Source organism: Tabrizicola sp., from assembly GCF_016792905.1.
Classification (GTDB): domain Bacteria; phylum Pseudomonadota; class Alphaproteobacteria; order Rhodobacterales; family Rhodobacteraceae; genus Tabrizicola.
Window position 1 is genome coordinate 1 of record NZ_JAEULP010000013.1, and the last position, 17,537, is coordinate 17,537.

Consider the following 17,537-nt stretch of genomic DNA (forward strand, 5'->3'; position numbering starts at 1 on the left):
CGCCCTCGGCGACATAGACCGACTTGATCGGCAGCCGGTACTTGGTGGCGAAGTCGAAATCCCGCTGGTCATGCGCCGGGCAGCCGAAGATCGCCCCGGTGCCATAGTCCATCAGGATGAAGTTGGCGATCCAGACCGGCAGTTCCCACGCCGGATCAAGCGGGTGCTTGACCCGGATGCCGGTGTCATAGCCGATCTTCTCTGCCGTCTCGATTTCCTCCGCCGAAGTCCCACCCTTGCGGCACTCCGCGACGAAGGCGGCAACCCTCGGGTCACCCTCCAGCGCCTTGGCCAGTGGATGATCCGGCGAGATCGCCGCAAAGGAAGCGCCCATCAGCGTATCCGGGCGGGTCGTGTAAACCTCCAGCTTTTCAAAGCCTTCCGGCGCCCCGACCGTCTCGAACGCAAACTGCAGGCCCCGCGACTTGCCGATCCAGTTCGCCTGCATCAGGCGCACCTTCTCCGGCCAGTCCTTCAGCCCGTCCAGCGCGGCCAGCAACTCCTCCGAGTAATCCGAGATCCGGAAGAACCACTGCGTCAGCTCGCGCCGTTCGACCGCCGCGCCCGACCGCCAGCCCTTGCCGTCGATCACCTGTTCGTTCGCCAGCACCGTCATGTCGACCGGGTCCCAGTTGACCACCGCCGCCTTGCGGTAGACGAGCCCGGCCTCCATCATGTCGATGAACATCGCCTGCTGCTGGCCGTAGTATTCCGGGTCGCAGGTCGCGAGTTCGCGCGACCAGTCGATCGACAGCCCCAAAGGCTTCATCTGCGCCTTCATGTCGGCGATGTTGCCGTAGGTCCAGTCCTTCGGATGGCCGCCCCGTTCCATCGCCGCGTTCTCGGCCGGCATCCCGAAGGCATCCCAGCCCATCGGATGCAGCACCGAATAGCCCTGCGCCGCCTTGGTCCGCGCCACCACATCGCCCATCGTGTAGTTGCGCACATGCCCCATGTGGATGCGCCCCGAGGGATAGGGGAACATCTCCAGCACATAATACTTCGGCTTCGACGCATCACGACGCGCCGTGAAGGCCCCCGCCTTGTCCCAGGCCTCCTGCCAGCGGGGTTCGATCAGCGAAGGGTCATAGCGCGACATCACAGGGCCTCATGCGGAATTCCGCGCGGAATTACACATGCCCGACCGGAAAGGTCCACCCCTTCCCGGTCCTCACGCCCCGTCGAACCGCTTAAAGCTTGCTGTCGCGCACCCTGAGCTGCCGCGCCCGGGTCAGGATCGCATCCTCGACCGCCCGTACCGTCTCCGGCGCCACCGATGCCCCGCCCTGGCCCTGCAACGCCACCTTCAGGCTGCGCGCATCCAGCGCCGGGTCCTGGACATAGATCGTCGCGCGATAGGCCCTGCCCCCGCCCGGAGGCCGTCCGTAGCCCGTCACGATCACGCCCGTAAACGGGTCGACCGATTCGATGGGCAGGAAGTTCAGCACCTCCAAACTTGCCTGCCAGATGTACTTGTTGACCTCGACCGTGGTGTTCGGGTCATCCGATTTCTTGAACAGATCCAGAAGCGAGGTCTTTGCCCCCGCCTTGCTCGTCCCGTCCCGGTGGGCCTCGGCGGCCTCGTCGCGCTCGGCCTTCTGCTCGGCGGTCAGCGTGCCCTTGCCGAACAACCCGCCGCCACCGCCGCCACATGCGGAAAGCGACAAGACCAGACCCGTGGCCAGTGCCATGCGTGCAAATTGGTGCAAGATCATCCGGCCACCCTTGGAACCTCTTGCCTGCTGTCTAGCGCGGCCTCCCCTGCGTGCCAAGGCCTTTCGCTCCCGCACGCCCGCCGCATACCCGCGCGCGCGTGGGCCTGACGTCCGGAGGGGGATTCCGGACCTGTTGCTTTGCTGCACCAACTTCTGGCCGAATTCTTCACGGCGGCTGGCGAACGTTGCAATCCGGGGCGGCAAGGGTGAAATACCCGTCATTCCCCTGCGGATTCCCCTGCGGCGGGCTTACCTTGAAGAAAGAGGGAAAACATGAAAAAGATTCTTCTCGCGACCTCCGCCCTGGTGATGGTTGCAGGCGCCGCCTCCGCAGAGGTTACGCTGTCGGGCAGCGGCCGCTTCGGTATCGTCTACACCGATGATGGCACCACCAGCGACACCGCCCTGTCCTACCGTATGCGCGTCAACGTCGACGCCTCGACCGAAACTGACTCGGGCGTGAAATTCGGTGGCCGGATCCGCATGCAGTACAGCAACGGCGACACCAACGATTTGGACGACATCGACGGTCCCCGCGGTGCCGCTCAGTTGAACGCTGCGATGCTCTATGCTGAAACCTCGGGCTTCCGCTTCGAAATCGGTAACGTCAACACCGCCTTCGACTCGCTGGCCACCCTGTACAACGCGGAACTCGGCTTCATCTCGTCGACGACCGGTTCGTACTCGCTCTTCTCGTACGATTCGTACACCTCCAGCCCGTACGGACCGACCCAGATCGACCGCGTCGGCCTGTTCGCTTCGTACAGCACCGGCAACCTGGTCGCTCGCGTGTCGTACATCGACTACGATCAGACCGTGTCGACTGACAGCGAAGAAACCGGCATCTCGCTGGACTACACCGCTGGCGCCTACAAGATCGGCTTCGGCTACGTGACCGACGCCGGTGGCACCGCTGACTACGACGTCTGGGCGCTGCTCGGCGAATACGCCCTGAACGACATGACCAACGTCGGCCTGCAGTACATCGCCGAAGACGGCGCTGAGAACGACGCCACCCTGACCCTCTACGGCAACACCAAGCTGGCGAGCGGGATCGGCCTCGGCGCGTTCATCTCGGGCGTTGACTCGGACGTGGTCTACGCGAACGACTACGCGATCGGCCTCGGCGCCAACTACGACATCGGCGGCGCGACCATTGCCGGTACCATCCAGAAGGGCTTCGACGACCAGACCTACGCCGACCTCGGCATCAACTTCTCGTTCTGATCCACCCGGATCCGAACGGACGGAAAGAGCGGGCGAAAGCCCGCTCTTTTCTTTTTGCGCTCCGTCCGGCTAGGGTGCCGCGAAACGGGGGCAACCATGGCATTGCAGGATATTCTGGACCGTCTGCGCGCGGCAGAGCGAGTGGCGGGGCGGGCCGAAGGCTCGGTCCGGCTGATCGCCGTTTCCAAGGTCCAACCGCCGGAACGCGTTGTGGCTGTTCTCGAACAGGGCCACCGCATCTTCGGCGAAAACTATGTGCAGGAAGCCGCCGGGAAATGGCCCGTGTGGCGTGACCGCTTCGGCCCGGTGAACCTGCACATGATCGGCCCCCTTCAAACCAACAAGGCCAAGCTCGCGCTCGACCTCTTCGACGCGATCCACACGCTCGACCGCCCCTCGCTGGCGCAAAAGCTCGCCAGCCTCGGCCAGGCGCGGGGCGCGCTGCCACAGCTTTTTGTGCAGGTGAACACCGGTGAGGAGCCGCAAAAGGCCGGGGTCCTGCCCGCCGAGCTGACCGGGTTCCTGCGCGACTGCCGGGCGATGGACCTCTTGCCTTTCGGCCTGATGTGCATCCCGCCCGAGGATAAGGACCCCACCCCGCATTTCGCGCTCCTGGCCGGGATGGCCGCCGACCACGGGCTGTCCGGCCTCTCGATGGGCATGAGCAGCGACTTCGAGACCGCCGTCGCCCACGGCGCCACCCACATCCGCGTCGGCAGCGCCATCTTCGGCGCAAGGGCCTATCCCTGACCCTACGCACCCCGTAGGCCGGGCTTCAGCCCGGCACACCCCGCATCCCGAGGGGGCACCCCGCCGGACGGATTGACAAACCCTTACCGCCCAAGCGCAAGGGACCGGACGAGCGGGGCCTCACGTCACCCGTCGGTAAGGTTTCACCCACCACCCCTCCGGCAACCATCCACCCCGCCGCCCAAGGACATGCGCCTCCCCACCCCTCGTAGGGAGGGGGTGGGGCGGGGGGGCGCCTTCCCCTCAAACGTTAAGAAGCCCTGAACGTCCGCAAGCAAGCCATTGAAATCATTTCCTGCGAAAATCTGTCCACCGTGGACAGGCTCAGGTCAGCCAGACCCTTCCATAGGGCGGCAGCACGACCTGGCCCCCGTGGGTCTCCACCCGCGCCTCCGACAGCGCGTCCCGCAGCCCCGTCACCCCCAGCCCCCGCACCCAGGCCTCCCCCACCTCCTGCCACTGCTCGGTGAAGTTGAACAGCCCCAGCAAGACGCCGGTCGGCGCGATCCGCTGAAAGGCGAAGACCGCCTCATTCCCGGACGAAACCACCCGCACCGGCACCGCCCCGTGCAAGGCCGGAACCGCCGCCCGCCGCGCAAGGATCTCCCTCACCCCCCGGAACACCCGCGCCGAGGGCCTGTCCTCCGTCTGCCGCGCCTCGGCCAGGCCCCAGTCCATCCGCGGCCGATGCACCCAGCGGCTGTCATGGGCATGGTCGGGGTCGTTCAGGTAGCTCCAGTCGTTCGTCAGCGCCAGCTCGTCGCCCATATAGATCAGCGGTATCCCCCCGAACGCCGCGATCAGCGCATGCCCCAGCAGGATACGCTGCACCGCCATCTCGACTCCGCCCGCGTCGCCCTCCGCCTCGGCCCGCTCCAGCCCGGCCAGCGAGGCGAAGCTGCCGGAAATCCGCTTGTCCCCCGTCGCCTCGTTGACCTGGAACAGCGCCCCCTTGGCGAAGGTGCCGGGAAAGCTGCCCTCGTAGAAGTCGGACAGGAAGCCGCGATGCCCGTGCCCCGAAACCCCCACCGCCGCCGCATCCTGATCCGTCACCGCCCAGCCGATATCGTCGTGGCAACGGATATAGGTCGCATAGGTCGCGTTGGTCAGCCGGTCGGGGAAATGCGTCGCCAGCACATGCGTCATCAGCCGGGTGTTCCGGGTGGCAAGGGCCGACCAGAACTGCACCATCAGGCTGTTGTGATAGGCGAGGTTCCCCTCCTTCCCGTCATGCCGCCCCCGCCCGAGATAGGGCAGCATCTCCTCCGGAGCGACGATGGCCTCCTCCAGATGGATCACCGCCGCCGAGGCGATGCGCGAACACGCCCGCAGCGCCTGCAGGATCATGTGAACCTCCGGCTCGGACTGGCAGCGCGTCCCCATCCGCTTCCACATGAAGGCCACCGCGTCCAGCCGGAGGACATCCACGCCCTTGTTGGCGAGGAACAGCATCACCTCGACGATCTCCAGGAACACCGCCGGATTGGCCCAGTTCAGGTCCCACTGGTGTTCGTTGAACGTCGTCCAGACCCATTTGCCGATCTCGGGGTAGTGGGTGAAATTGCCGGGGGCGTTGTCCGGGAAAACCTCGACCAGCGTCCGTTCGTATTGGTTCGGCAGGTCCGGAGTGTCGAACATCAGGTAGTAGTCCTGGTACTTCGGATCGCCCTTCGCCGCCTTCTTCGCCCAGGCATGTTCTTTCGCGGTGTGGTTCAGCACCAGGTCGACACAGAGCGACATCCCCCGCGCCCGCAGCGCCGCACTGACCGCCTCGAACTCTGTCATCGTCCCGAAAACCGGGTTGACCTGCCGGTAGTCCATCACCGAATAGCCGCCGTCCGAATCTCCGGGCCGGGGCTTCAGGCAAGGCATCAGGTGGACATAGGTGATCCCGAGGTCAGCCAGATAGTCCAGCTTCTCGAGCACCCCCATCAGGCTGCCGTTGAAGCGGTCGATGTAGAAGACATAGCCCGCCATGCCGGGGCGCTGGAACCAGTCCGGCTCCAGGTCGCGGATCAGGTCCAGCCGCTTCAGGTCCTCGGGTCGCTCCACCCAGCCTTTGCGCAGCGCCTTGACCAATTTCTCGCGGAAGGCCGGAAAATCCGGACGCGCGCCATAGAGCGCCTCCAGCATCGGGAACAGGTCCGGGGCCGAACGGGCCAGCCGCAGGTCGAACAGCTCATCCTCGGCAGTCTGCGGTTTCGCCATGGCATCCTCCCCCGAATATCGGCAGATTATCCATTCCAAAGCGTTTTGGAAAGAGCCTTACCGCCCAATCAACATCCGCGTTCCGGGCCTGATACGGGCGGCGATCCAGTGCAGGTCGCGCCGTGCCAGCGCCACACAACCCGCTGTCGGCGCACCGGGCCTGCGCCATTGGTGGACAAAGATCGCCGACCCCCGGCCCGGTTCGGCATCGGGCCAGTTCCAGTCGGTGACCAGAATCAGATCATACATCGGATCGGCCCGCCGAAGGCGCTCGTGGCTGAACCCGTGCGGGGCGCGGACCAGGTCGTTGTAGTCCTCGTCGCGGGGATCGTCCGACCACAGGTCCGACGGCCCGATGGGCAGCGCCCAGTCCGCCGGGCGGGACAGACGGTCGGGGCGATAGAGCATCCCGACGATCCGGTGCTCGCCCGCAGGTGTCGCCCCATCGCCCTCGCGTTTCGCCTCCGGTCGAATGATCCCACCACGCCCCAATGAGCATGGAAACATTCGTCCCACGAACCGCAGCCCCATCGGCGTCACCACCAGATCGGCCGGTGTCACAACAGATGCCCCGACTTCGCCGCCTTGGTGGCGAGATAGGCCCGGTTCTCCGCCGTCTCTCCGACATGCAGCGGCACCCGTTCGGTCACATGCAGCCCGCAGCCTTCCATCATCGCCAGCTTCTTCGGGTTGTTGGTCAGCAAGCGGACGCTGGAAAACCCCATCTTCCGCAGGATTTCCGCCCCAATGCGGAAGTCGCGCTCGTCATCTTCGAAGCCCAGCCGGTGATTGGCTTCGACCGTGTCGAAGCCCTGATCCTGCAACGAATAGGCCCGCATCTTGTTGGCCAGCCCGATCCCCCGGCCTTCCTGATTGAGATAGAGGAGAACCCCCGCCCCCTCCTGCCCCATCTGCGCCAGCGCCGCGCGCAACTGCGGTCCGCAGTCGCATTTCAGCGACCCGAGCACGTCGCCGGTGAAACAGGCCGAATGCAGCCGGGCAAGCACGGGAAGCGATCGGTCCGGACGGCCGATTTCGATGGCATAGTGCTCCTCACCGCCGTCATCCGGGCGGAACACATGCACCCGCCCGGCGCTGGAGGCCACCAGCGGCACCCGGGCCGAGACCACCTCGTCCAGCGGCGGCAGGGCGGTCAGGGCGGGCGCGATCTCGGCCAGCGTCAGCAGCGTCAGCCCGTTTGCGCCCGCCAAGGCGAGCGCGTCCTGCACCGGCACCAGAAGCGCGGCAGGCAACAGATGCGCCGACTTCGCCAGCGCCAGCGCGGCGCGGGCCAGAGAGGCCGACCCCTCACGCGCCGATTGCAGCGGCCCCTTCATCGGGGTGCGCAGGTCATCCGCAGGATCCGCCACCGACCGCAGCCAGTCCAGCCCCGCATCCGCTGGCGGCACGATCCGCGCCAGATCGCCGTCATAGGCCCGCGCCTTCAGCGTCTCGGCCCGCCGTGCCGTGATCGCCAGAACCGGCATCCCGAACCCTCGCAGGTCCGCCAGCCTCGATGCGTCCAGCGTTTCCACCGCAGCCACCAACGCCGCACCTTCCGGCCCGCACATCACGACCGGCACCCCCATGCGCAGGTCGGCACGGGCGCGTGTCAGGCGTTCGGGGATGGAAAGCACCAGCACCATGCGCCCACACATAGCCTCCGCATGACGGAATTGAAACATTGCCCACGGAACCGACACGTCCGCGTGAGCATATCGTAGCAAATCTTGCGGCATCCGTGATCGCGGCGCATCTGATGCCGCATCAGAAAGGGAGGCACCCATGGCCGGACTGCGGAAAATCCTGCTCGTCGACGATGACGACGACCTGCGCGAGGCGCTGAGCGAGCAACTGGTGATGACCGAGGACTTCGACGTGTTCGAGGCCCGCAACGGCGCCGAGGGCATGGAGAAGGTGAAGGCCGGGCTTTACGACCTGGTGATCCTCGATGTCGGCCTGCCCGACACCGACGGGCGTGAGCTGTGCCGCCGGATGCGCAAGCAGGGCGTCAAATGCCCGATCCTGATGCTGACCGGCCATGACACCGACAGCGACACGATCCTGGGCCTCGACGCCGGGGCGAACGACTATGTGGCCAAGCCCTTCAAGTTCCCGGTCCTCCTGGCCCGCATCCGCGCCCAGCTTCGTACGCATGAACAGTCGGAAGACGCGGTGTTCCAGCTTGGCCCCTATACGTTCAAGCCCGCGCAGAAGATGCTGGTCGACGAGAAGGACAAGAAGATCCGCCTGACCGAAAAGGAAACCAACATCCTGAAATACCTCTACCGCTCGACCAGCGGAGTGGTCGCGCGGGATGTGCTTCTGCACGAGGTCTGGGGCTACAACGCAGGTGTGACGACGCACACGCTGGAAACCCACATCTACCGCTTGCGCCAGAAGATCGAGCCCGACCCCTCGAATGCGCGGCTTCTGGTGACGGAAAGCGGCGGCTACCGGCTGGTGGCCTAGGAACCTTTGGCGCCTTCTGGTGTTGCATTGCGGACGGTCGATTGCGTCCGCCATGCAACAACCACGAAATCTTGCGGCTTAGGGCTTATTGTTGCCGGATTCGCTTGCTACCTTTTACACATGCACGAGTTGTGCAGCAGGTTCCCCTCGTCGCGTCGGGGTTATGGCGCGGCATCCTCCCTGTTGGACCTGGCCGGGCTTCTTGCCCGGCCTTTTTTTGGCCTGCTTGTGGTCCCGCTGCCTTGCCCCTAGGGTCGGGGCGACAGGAGATCCAGCCCATGCCCTTCACACTTGCCACATGGAACATCAACTCGGTTCGCCTGCGCGAGGCGCTGGTCTCGCGGCTGATGACCGAGGAAGCGCCGGACATCCTTTGCCTGCAGGAATGCAAGTCCCCGGTCGAGCTGATCCCGCTGGAGGGTTTCCGCGCGCTTGGCTACAGCCATGTCGTCGCGCGGGGGCAAAAGGGCTATAATGGCGTCGCAATCCTGTCAAAGCTGCCGATTGAAGACGTCGGCGGGCACGACTTTGCGACGCTCGGCCATGCGCGGCATGTGGCTGCGAAGCTGGAAAACGGCGTCACCATCCACAACTTCTATGTCCCTGCCGGAGGCGACATCCCCGACCGCGCGCAGAACGTCAAGTTCGGCCAGAAGCTCGACTTCCTGACCCACATGCGCGACCACTTCCGCGCCGACCGCCCGCACAAGGCGATCCTGGTCGGCGACCTGAACATCGCCCCGCGCGAGGATGACGTCTGGGACCACAAGGCCCTGCTGAAGATCGTCAGCCACACACCCGTCGAGGTGCAGCACCTGGGCGAGACGATGGAATCGGGCCGCTGGCAGGACGTCACCCGGCAGGACATCCCGCAGGGCCGCCTCTACAGCTGGTGGAGCTACCGCAGCCCCGACTGGGACGCCGCCGACAAGGGCCGCAGGCTGGACCATGTCTGGGCCACCCCTGACATTTCGGGCGCCGCGTCAGGCAGCCGCATCCTGCGCCCGGTGCGGGGATGGGAGCAGCCCAGCGACCACGCCCCGGTTTTCGCGACATTCGATCTATAGGATGACTTCCGCCATTTGCCGTGGTATGCTTCGGCAAATGGCGGAGAATGTCATGGCCAACGCAATCAGAAAACTGACCGATCCGGTCCCCGGCTTCGCCGAGCAGGCCGCTGTTTTCACGTCCTTCCAGGCGCTGGAAAGGGGCATCCCCGCCGCCTGGGCCCGCTCCCTCGAATCCCACGGCCTGACCCGCGACGACATCCGCCGAATCATCCCCGACCGCACGCTCGACCGCCGCATTGCCGCCGGGGAGAACCTGAAGATCGAGGAAGCAGATGGCTTGGCGCGGCTGTTGCGCGTGGTGAAGGCCGCGCGTGATCTCTTCCAGAACGACGAGAATGCCGATGTGTTCCTGCGCAGCCCCAATCCGGCACTCGGCGAACGTATCCCGATCCACATGGCGCAGACCGACATCGGGGCGCGCGAGGTGGAGACGATCATCGGGCGTTTGGCCTACGGGGTCTATTCCTAGGTGCGAGTGTGGCGATTGGCGCAACCCCGCTTCGCGCCCGATATCGAAGGCGAAGGTGCAAGACTGTTCGGCGGGCGCTGGAACTCGGCAGGCGTTCCTTTGGTCTACACATCCGATTCGTTGGCGCTTGCTGCTTTGGAAGTTCTTGTTCACCTGCCAAGGATCGAACGGAGCAAGAAAGGAATTCCGCAATATGTAGCCATCGGTCTGGACGTTCCAGAAAGCCTTGTTGCAGATCCTGGCTTTGCGTCTGATGTTCCCTTGCACGAGAGCCAAACTTCGGGAGATGCCTGGCTCCGGTCTGCCACCAGCCTCGCCCTCCTCGTCCCCAGCCGCGTCATCCCGCTGGAGCGGAACGTCCTCCTGAACCCCCGCCACCCCGCGATGGCCGAGGTCACGGTTGCCGTATCCGAACCCTTCGTCTTCGACGACCGCCTGAGTTACTGACCGGCCACCAGCGCCCCCAGCACCGCCTTGGCGCTGTCGCTGTCCCAGTCCGCATCGCCGATCAGCCGGGCGACCTCTTGCCCCTCGGGGTTCAGGATTACCGTCACCGGCAGGCCCATCACGCCCATCGCATGTGCCAGTTTCGATTGCGGGTCGCGCAGGATCGGCAGCGCCTTCACGCCCGCCTCGTCGAAGAACCGCCGGATCCCCTCCACCGCGTTGCGCCCCGTCGCCACCGGCACTACCGCCAGTTCCGGCATCGCCGCCTGCAACCGCTCAAGCGACGGCATTTCGCGGCGGCAGGGGGCGCACCAGGTGGCCCAGAAGTTCAGCACCACCCATTTGCCCTTGTAGTCGGCCAGCGCATGTTCGCCGTCCTCGGCGTCCAGCAGCACCGCCTCCGGCACCGCGACCGGCTCGCCCAGCAGCATCAGCTTCTTCATGTCGCCCTCGCGCAGGGCCGACACATCCGCCGCCGCCGGATTTGCACCAAGCATCAAGGCCGTATAAAGGACGACCAGCAATTTCCGCACGTTTCCCACCCTCGAAAGCCCAATCCATGTCCAACGCCCGTGATCCCAAATCCGCCAACACGATGTGGGGCGGGCGCTTTGCCGAAGGCCCGAGCGCGATCATGACGGCGATCAACGCCTCGATCGGGTTCGACCAGCGGCTCTACGCCCAGGACATCGCGGGCAGCCGGGCCCATGCGGCGATGCTGGCCGCGCAAGGCATCATCACTGATACGGATGCAAAGGCGATAGGGGAAGGCCTGCTCGCGATCTTGTCAGAGATCGATGCCGGGACCTTCCCCTTCACCCCCGATCTGGAAGACATCCACCTGAACATCGAGGCCCGCCTGACCGACCGCATCGGCGAGGCAGGGAAGCGCCTGCACACCGGGCGGTCGCGGAATGACCAGGTGGCCGTCGACTTCCGACTCTGGGTCCGCGACCAGTGTGACCAGGCGATCCAGGGCCTGACCGGCCTGATGCAGGCCTTCCTCGCGCAGGCCGAGGCCGGGGCCGACTGGGTCATGCCCGGCTTCACCCACCTGCAAACCGCGCAGCCCGTGACCTGGGGTCATCACATGCTGGCCTATGTCGAGATGTTCGCCCGCGACCGCAGCCGGTTTCAGGACGCCCGCAAGCGGATGAACGAATGCCCGCTGGGCGCCGCCGCGCTGGCCGGGACCAGCTTTCCCCTCGACCGGCACATGACGGCCAAGGCGCTTGGCTTCGACCGGCCCACGGCCAATTCGCTGGATTCGGTGTCTGACCGCGACTTCGCGCTGGAGTTTCTGGCGGCAGCCTCGATCTGCGCCATGCACCTTTCCCGCTTTGCCGAAGAGCTGGTGATCTGGTCCAGCGCCCAGTTCCGCTTCGTCCGGCTGTCGGACCGCTGGACCACCGGCTCCTCGATCATGCCGCAGAAGAAGAACCCCGATGCCGCCGAGCTACTGCGCGCGAAACTTGGCCGCATCCTCGGGGCCACCGTGGCGCTTTTCACCATCATGAAGGGCCTCGCGCTGACCTATTCCAAGGACATGCAGGAGGACAAGGAGCAGGTCTTCGACGCGGCCGACAGCCTCATGCTGGGCCTCGCCGCGATGACCGGCATGGTCTCCGACATGACCGCCAACCGGGATACCCTGAAAGCCGCCGCCGCCAGCGGGTTCTCCACCGCGACCGATCTTGCCGACTGGCTGGTGAAGACCCTGAACCTGCCCTTCCGAGAGGCGCACCACGTCACCGGCGCGCTGGTGGCGATGGCCGAAGGCAAGGGCTGCGACCTGCCCGACCTGTCGATCGCCGAAATGACCTCTGTCCACCCCGGGATCACACAGGACGTCTATTCGGTCCTCGGCGTCGACAACTCCGTCCGCAGCCGCACCTCCTACGGTGGCACCGCCCCGGATCAGGTCTGCACCCAGATCGCCCGCTGGCAGGCAACGCTTGGCTGACCCGCCAAGGGGAAATCCTCACCTTGCCGAGCCGCCCTCGGGATGCGACCCTCGGACCGGACCCACAGCGACACGAGGCCCCATGCCCCGCCTTCTCCTCCTCGCCTGCCTGACCCTCGCCGCCTGCGGCGCCGACGGTGCCCCCGAACCGCCCGCGAAAACCGGCATCACCATCTCTGGCGACGCCCGGGTCGGGATCGTCGTGAAGTGACACCCATGCGGCTGACCTTCCTTGCGTTCGCCGCAGGGGGCGCAGCGCACCCTATGCTCTGGTTTTTCAGGCATATGCAGCAAACCGGCAGCGGCCTGTCCGGCGTGATCGAGGCCTGGTTCGTCAATGCCTCGACCACCGGCCTGACCTGGGATCTGATCATCTCGGCCGTCGCGCTGACCGTCTGGGTGCTGGTCGTGGCGATCTCCCGCCGCGCCTGGAGCCACCTGATCGCGATCCCAGGCACCTTCTGCATCGGCGTCAGCTGCGGGTTGCCGCTGTACCTGTTCCTGCGGTCGGGCCGCCCCGGCTGATGCTGACGCTCCGTCAGACCGTCCTGATCGTCGCCACCCTGAACCTTGGCTATTTCGGGATAGAGTTCATCGCAGCGCTGAAGGCCGGCTCCGTCTCCCTCCTCGCCGACAGCGCGGATTTCCTGGAAGACTCCGCAGTCAACATCCTGATCTTCTTCGCCCTGGCCTGGACCACGACCCGCCGCGCCAATGTCGGCAAGCTCCTCGCCGCGCTCCTGTTGATCCCGGCGCTGGCCTTCCTCTGGACCCTTGGCGCAAAGCTGATGCACCCCGCACCGCCCACCGCCGAGACGTTGACTCTCGTCGGTCTTGGTGCGCTGGCGGTGAACCTGACCGCCGCTCTCCTGCTAGCGCGCCATCGCAAGGCCGAAGGCTCGTTGACCCGTGCAGCGTTCCTCTCGGCCCGCAACGACGCGCTGGCAAATATCGGCATCATCGGCGCGGGCCTCGTCACTGCCCGCTTCCCCTCGATCTGGCCCGACATCCTGATCGGCCTCGTCATCGCCGCCATGAACCTCGACGCCGCGCACGAAGTCTGGGAAGCCGCCCATGACGAGGCGAAAGACGCCCAAGCCTAAGGGTTTGCAGCCGCCGGGCGGCCTGCTATGTCACGGCCAAACCCCGGGGGCGAAGATGGACCACTTCCTCTACAAGAATGGCACCCTTCATGCCGAAGAAGTAGCGATCCCTGAGATCGCTACCGCCGTCGGCACACCCTTCTATGTCTATTCCACCGCCACCCTGACCCGGCACTACCGCCTGTTCACCGAAGCCCTGACACCCCTCCCCCACCTGGTCTGCTTCGCAATCAAGTCGCTGTCGAATGTCGCAGTCCTCAAGACCCTCGGCAATCTCGGTGCCGGGATGGACGTGGTCTCGGGCGGCGAATACCTGCGCGCCAAGGCGGCGGGAGTCCCCGGCAGCCGCATCGTCTTCTCCGGCGTCGGCAAGACGCGCGAGGAGATGCGGATGGCCCTCACCGGCGGCATCCGGCAGTTCAATGTGGAAAGCGAACCCGAGATGCGGGCGCTGTCCGAGGTGGCCTCCAGCCTTGGCGTGAGCGCCCCCATCGCCGTGCGGGTGAACCCCGACGTGGATGCGAAGACCCACGAAAAGATCGCGACCGGGAAGAAGGAAAACAAGTTCGGCATCCCCATCGCCCGCGCCTCCGAGGTCTACGCGGAAGCCGCCCGCCTGCCCGGGCTGCAAGTCGTGGGGATCGACGTCCACATCGGCAGCCAGTTGACCGAGCTTGAACCCTTCGAACAGGCCTATCTCAAGGTCGCCGATCTCACCCACCGCCTGCGCTCCGAAGGCCACACGATCACCAGGCTCGACCTCGGCGGCGGCCTCGGCATCCCCTACCAGCGCTCGAACGACGCCCCGCCCCTGCCCACCGACTACGGCGCCCTGATCAAGCGCACCGTCGGCGACCTCGGCTGCGAGGTGGAAATCGAACCCGGCCGCCTGATCTCCGGCAACGCGGGCCTCCTGATCGCCGGCGTCATCTACGTCAAGAACGGCGAGGGGCGCGACTTCCTGATCCTTGACGCGGCGATGAACGACCTCGTCCGCCCCTCGATGTACGGCGCACATCACGACATCGTCCCCGTCGCCGAACCCCCTGTCGCCAGTCCCACGCAGGAATTCGACGTGGTCGGCCCGGTCTGCGAAACCGGCGACACCTTCGCCAAGGGCCGGGACCTGCCCCTGGTGGGCGAGGGCGATCTGGTCGCCTTCCGCAGCGCTGGCGCCTATGGCGCGGTCATGGCGTCGGAATACAATACTCGGCCCCTGATCCCCGAGGTGCTAGTCAACGGGGATCACTTCGCTGTCATCCGGGCGCGACCGAGCTTTGACGAAATCCTCAACCGCGATAGCATTCCCTCGTGGCTGTGACGTCAGGTCCGGTCACAGGCAGGTAAGATGACCGGACCCAAGACCCAACCGCCGCTCAAGTCGCTCGTCTGGCCCATGCGCCTGACGCTTGCGGGGTTGTGGGCGGAACGTCTGGCCCGCGCCTTCTGGCCCCTGTGGTCGCTGGCCCTCGTCACCCTTGCCGCCCTCGCCTTCGGGGTGCAGGACCTTGGTCCGCTGCGCTATGCCCAGATCGCCGGGGCTGTCGTCGCTCTCCTCGCCCTCGTCCTCCTCGCCCTCGGTGTAAGGCGCTTCCGCAAGCCCTCCGCGATGGACGCGCTCGACCGGATCGACGCCACCATGCCCGGCCGTCCCATCGCCGCGCTGACCGACACCCAGGCCATCGGCCGGAACGACCCCGCCTCGCTGGCCGTCTGGAACGCGCATCAGGACCGCATGGCCCAGCGCGCCGCCGGGGCTCGCCCCGTCCAGCCCGACCTGAAACTCTCCTCCCGCGACCGCTTCTCGCTGCGCTATGTCGCGCTGACCGCCTTCGTCATGGCTGCCCTTTTCGGTTCGTTCTGGAAGGCCGGAACCGTCACGGGCCTGACCCCCGGCGCCGCCGTCGCCATGCCCGGCGGCCCCAGCTGGGAAGCCTGGGCCCAACCCCCCGCCTATACCGGCAAGCCCTCGCTCTACCTCAACGACATCACCGATTCCGCGCTGGAACTTCCCACCGGCACCCGGTTGCAGATCCGCCTCTACGGGCCGGAAGGCGACCTGACCGTCGCGCAGACCATCGCCGACATCCCGCCCCCCGCGCCCGAGCCGACAACGGGACCGGAGGCGACACCCGCCGCCGCCGTCCCGAACGCGATGAAGGGCATCTACGACCTGACCGTCACCCGCTCCGGCAACCTGTCGATCGACGGCCCCGGCGGCCGCACATGGGCCATCACGGCAACTCCCGACGCCGCCCCCACGGTCGAGGTCTCGGGCAGCATGGTCCGCGAAGCCGACGGCCGCTTCAAGCAGGGCATCAAGGCGACCGATGACTACGGCGTCACCGCCGCCCGCGTCACCATCACCCTCGACCTCGCAGAGATCGACCGCCGCCATGGCCTCGCCGCCGATCCCGAGCCGGTGGAGCCCGTCGTCCTCGACGTGCCCCTGCCGCGCAAGGGCAAGCGCACCGAGCTGACGGCGACCCTTGTCGACGACCTGTCGAAGCACGTCTTCGCCAACCTGCCCGTGACCATGGTCTTTGCCGTGACCGACGCGGGTGGCAACGACGGCACCTCCGCCCCCTACGAAGTCACCCTTCACGGCAAGCGCTTCTTCGACCCCCTCGCCGCCGCCCTGATCGAGATGCGGCGTGACATCCTGTGGAACCGGATCAACGCCCCCCGCACGGTCCAGCTTCTGAAAGCCGTCACCAATCGCCCCGAAGGCTTCATCCGCCACGACCGCGCCTTCCTGCACCTGCGCGTCCTGATGCGCGGGCTTGAGGCGCAACAGGCCGCTCTGACCACCGAAGCCCGCGACAAGATGGCGGAGGAGTTGTGGAAGATCGCCCTCATGGTCGAAGAGGGCAACCTCCAGGACGCCTTCGAACGCCTGCAACGCGCGCAGGACCGGCTGGACGAGGCGATCAAGAACGGTGCCTCTCCGGAAGAAATCGACCAGCTGATGAAGGAAATGCAGCAGGCGCTGAACGACTACATGCGCGAACTGGCCGAGGAATCGCAGCGCAATCCGGACCAGCAGCAATCGCAGATGATGCAGGGCCAGATGATGTCGGGCGACCAGCTGCAAGAGATGCTCGACAAGCTCCAGCAGCTGATGGAGGAAGGCAAGACCGCCGAGGCCGCCGAGTTGATGGAACAGCTGCGCCAGCTGATGCAGAACATGCAGGTGGTCCAGGGCCAGCAGGGCCAGGGCCAGGGCAGCCCCGGCCAGAAGGGCATGCAGGGCCTGGGCGAAACGCTGCGCGACCAGCAGGACCTGTCGGACGATGCCTTCCGCGACCTGCAGGGCGTCCCGCGTCCGGGCGAGGAGCAGGGCGGCAACCAGCAAGGGGACGAGCAGGGCCAGGATGGCCAGCAGGGCGACCAGCTTGGCCAGAATGACGGACAGGACCAGCAGGGCGACGGACAGCGCGACGGGCAGGGCAGCGGCGACGAAGGCTCGCTCTCCGACCGCCAGCGCGCCCTGCGCGAACGGCTGAACCAGCTGCAGAACGGCGACCTGCCGGGCGACGGCACCGAACAGGGAGAGGCCGGCCGCCAGGACCTCGACCGCGCCGGTCGCGCCATGGAAGAGGCCGAGGATGCGCTGCGCGACGGCGATCTCGACGGCGCCCTAGACCGCCAGGCCGAGGCGATGGAGGCGCTGCGCGACGGGATGCAGAACCTTGGCGAGGCTCTGGCCGAGGAGCAGCGCCAGAACCGCGACGGGCAGGGCGGCGAGCGTGACTTCGGCTCCGCCGACCCGAACGGCACCGACCCCCTGGGCCGCCGCCCCGGCGAGACGGCGCGCATCGGCTCGGACGAGAACATGGTACAGAACGACCCGAACGAACGCGCGCAGGAACTCCTCGACGAAATCCGCCGCCGCTCGGGCGACCTGACCCGCCCGCTGGAGGAACTGGACTACCTCAAGCGCCTGTTGCAGATGTTCTAGGGCCGGTTCCGGTTGCGTCGGTGGGGTTGGACCCCCCCAAATTTGCGCGTCGGGGTGGGTGGGTGGCAACCCCCCCACCCCCCCCGCAAAACCGCTATAAATCGCAACAGCGCACAAACTCTGAGGGGCCAAAAAAACCCCCCCCCACACCG

Annotated in this window: 18 protein-coding genes; 12 read left to right on the forward strand and 6 right to left on the reverse strand. The window is 66.3% G+C overall.

What is annotated here, in order from left to right:
* Both JNL31_RS01715 and JNL31_RS01720 read right to left on the reverse strand, forming a co-directional pair.
* Window positions 1–1,099: class I tRNA ligase family protein (locus JNL31_RS01715; protein ID WP_294969058.1), on the reverse strand; the 1,099-nt coding region annotated here is incomplete at its 3' end.
* A 91-nt stretch (window positions 1,100–1,190) separates the two neighbouring features.
* The gene (locus JNL31_RS01720; protein WP_294969061.1) at window positions 1,191–1,715 is read right to left on the reverse strand and encodes a DUF3576 domain-containing protein; all 525 of its coding nucleotides are present in this window, start codon (window positions 1,713–1,715) and stop codon (window positions 1,191–1,193) included.
* Between the two features lie 273 nt (window positions 1,716–1,988).
* Here JNL31_RS01720 and JNL31_RS01725 point away from each other — a divergent pair, with 273 nt between their 5' ends.
* Together JNL31_RS01725 and JNL31_RS01730 are read left to right on the forward strand one after the other, a co-directional pair.
* Complete coding sequence (locus JNL31_RS01725) at window positions 1,989–2,942, forward strand: porin (protein ID WP_294969063.1); 954 nt, start codon at window positions 1,989–1,991, stop codon at window positions 2,940–2,942.
* 96 nt (window positions 2,943–3,038) lie between these two features.
* Window positions 3,039–3,692, forward strand: a complete 654-nt coding sequence (locus JNL31_RS01730) for a YggS family pyridoxal phosphate-dependent enzyme (RefSeq protein ID WP_294969066.1) — start codon at window positions 3,039–3,041, stop codon at window positions 3,690–3,692.
* A gap of 324 nt (window positions 3,693–4,016) precedes the next feature.
* Here the strand turns inward: JNL31_RS01730 and JNL31_RS01735 are convergent, their stop codons facing one another.
* Genes JNL31_RS01735 through ribA form a run of 3 tightly spaced genes read right to left on the reverse strand, consistent with a single transcriptional unit; the run spans window position 4,017 to window position 7,546 of the window.
* Window positions 4,017–5,900, reverse strand: coding sequence for an alpha-amylase family glycosyl hydrolase (locus tag JNL31_RS01735; protein WP_294969069.1), 1,884 nt, complete (start codon window positions 5,898–5,900; stop codon window positions 4,017–4,019).
* Window positions 5,901–5,957: 57 nt separating this feature from the next.
* A complete protein-coding gene (locus JNL31_RS01740) occupies window positions 5,958–6,461 on the reverse strand; it encodes a L,D-transpeptidase family protein (protein WP_294969072.1) in 504 nt (167 codons plus the stop codon).
* Window positions 6,458–7,546, reverse strand: coding sequence for a GTP cyclohydrolase II (gene ribA / locus JNL31_RS01745; RefSeq protein ID WP_294969074.1), 1,089 nt, complete (start codon window positions 7,544–7,546; stop codon window positions 6,458–6,460). The genes JNL31_RS01740 and ribA overlap by 4 nt, the downstream gene beginning before the upstream one ends.
* 139 nt (window positions 7,547–7,685) lie before the next feature.
* Here ribA and JNL31_RS01750 point away from each other — a divergent pair, with 139 nt between their 5' ends.
* The 4 genes from JNL31_RS01750 to JNL31_RS01765 all read left to right on the forward strand — a co-directional run bounded on the left by JNL31_RS01750 (window position 7,686) and on the right by JNL31_RS01765 (window position 10,358).
* The gene (locus tag JNL31_RS01750; protein WP_294969077.1) at window positions 7,686–8,372 is read left to right on the forward strand and encodes a response regulator transcription factor; all 687 of its coding nucleotides are present in this window, start codon (window positions 7,686–7,688) and stop codon (window positions 8,370–8,372) included.
* A gap of 278 nt (window positions 8,373–8,650) precedes the next feature.
* Window positions 8,651–9,439, forward strand: a complete 789-nt coding sequence (locus JNL31_RS01755; protein ID WP_294969080.1) for an exodeoxyribonuclease III — start codon at window positions 8,651–8,653, stop codon at window positions 9,437–9,439.
* A 52-nt stretch (window positions 9,440–9,491) separates the two neighbouring features.
* A complete protein-coding gene (locus JNL31_RS01760; RefSeq protein WP_294969082.1) occupies window positions 9,492–9,911 on the forward strand; it encodes an antitoxin Xre/MbcA/ParS toxin-binding domain-containing protein in 420 nt (139 codons plus the stop codon).
* Window positions 9,912–9,917: 6 nt separating this feature from the next.
* A complete protein-coding gene (locus JNL31_RS01765; protein WP_294969085.1) occupies window positions 9,918–10,358 on the forward strand; it encodes an RES family NAD+ phosphorylase in 441 nt (146 codons plus the stop codon).
* Here the strand turns inward: JNL31_RS01765 and JNL31_RS01770 are convergent.
* Complete coding sequence (locus JNL31_RS01770) at window positions 10,352–10,855, reverse strand: TlpA disulfide reductase family protein (protein WP_294969104.1); 504 nt, start codon at window positions 10,853–10,855, stop codon at window positions 10,352–10,354. The two genes, JNL31_RS01765 and JNL31_RS01770, sit on opposite strands and share 7 nt — an antisense overlap.
* Before the next feature lie 62 nt (window positions 10,856–10,917).
* Between JNL31_RS01770 and argH the strand changes: the two genes are divergently transcribed.
* The 6 genes from argH to JNL31_RS01800 all read left to right on the forward strand — a co-directional run bounded on the left by argH (window position 10,918) and on the right by JNL31_RS01800 (window position 17,385).
* The gene (gene argH, locus JNL31_RS01775; protein ID WP_294969087.1) at window positions 10,918–12,321 is read left to right on the forward strand and encodes an argininosuccinate lyase; all 1,404 of its coding nucleotides are present in this window, start codon (window positions 10,918–10,920) and stop codon (window positions 12,319–12,321) included.
* 82 nt (window positions 12,322–12,403) lie between these two features.
* Complete coding sequence (locus JNL31_RS01780; RefSeq protein ID WP_294969090.1) at window positions 12,404–12,532, forward strand: hypothetical protein; 129 nt, start codon at window positions 12,404–12,406, stop codon at window positions 12,530–12,532.
* The gene (locus JNL31_RS01785; protein ID WP_294969093.1) at window positions 12,529–12,846 is read left to right on the forward strand and encodes a DUF2834 domain-containing protein; all 318 of its coding nucleotides are present in this window, start codon (window positions 12,529–12,531) and stop codon (window positions 12,844–12,846) included. The genes JNL31_RS01780 and JNL31_RS01785 overlap by 4 nt, the downstream gene beginning before the upstream one ends.
* Window positions 12,846–13,424 (forward strand): cation transporter, encoded by a 579-nt coding sequence (locus JNL31_RS01790; protein WP_294969096.1) that lies wholly within the window; start codon window positions 12,846–12,848, stop codon window positions 13,422–13,424. The genes JNL31_RS01785 and JNL31_RS01790 overlap by 1 nt, the downstream gene beginning before the upstream one ends.
* Window positions 13,425–13,479: 55 nt before the next feature.
* On the forward strand, window positions 13,480–14,745 hold the full coding sequence (gene lysA, locus JNL31_RS01795) for a diaminopimelate decarboxylase (protein WP_294969099.1): 1,266 nt from the start codon (window positions 13,480–13,482) through the stop codon (window positions 14,743–14,745).
* Window positions 14,746–14,772: 27 nt separating this feature from the next.
* Window positions 14,773–17,385 carry a TIGR02302 family protein gene (locus JNL31_RS01800; protein WP_294969101.1) on the forward strand — a complete coding sequence of 871 codons (2,613 nt, stop codon included), beginning with the start codon at window positions 14,773–14,775 and terminating at the stop codon, window positions 17,383–17,385.
* The last annotated feature ends 152 nt before the right edge of the window (window positions 17,386–17,537 follow it).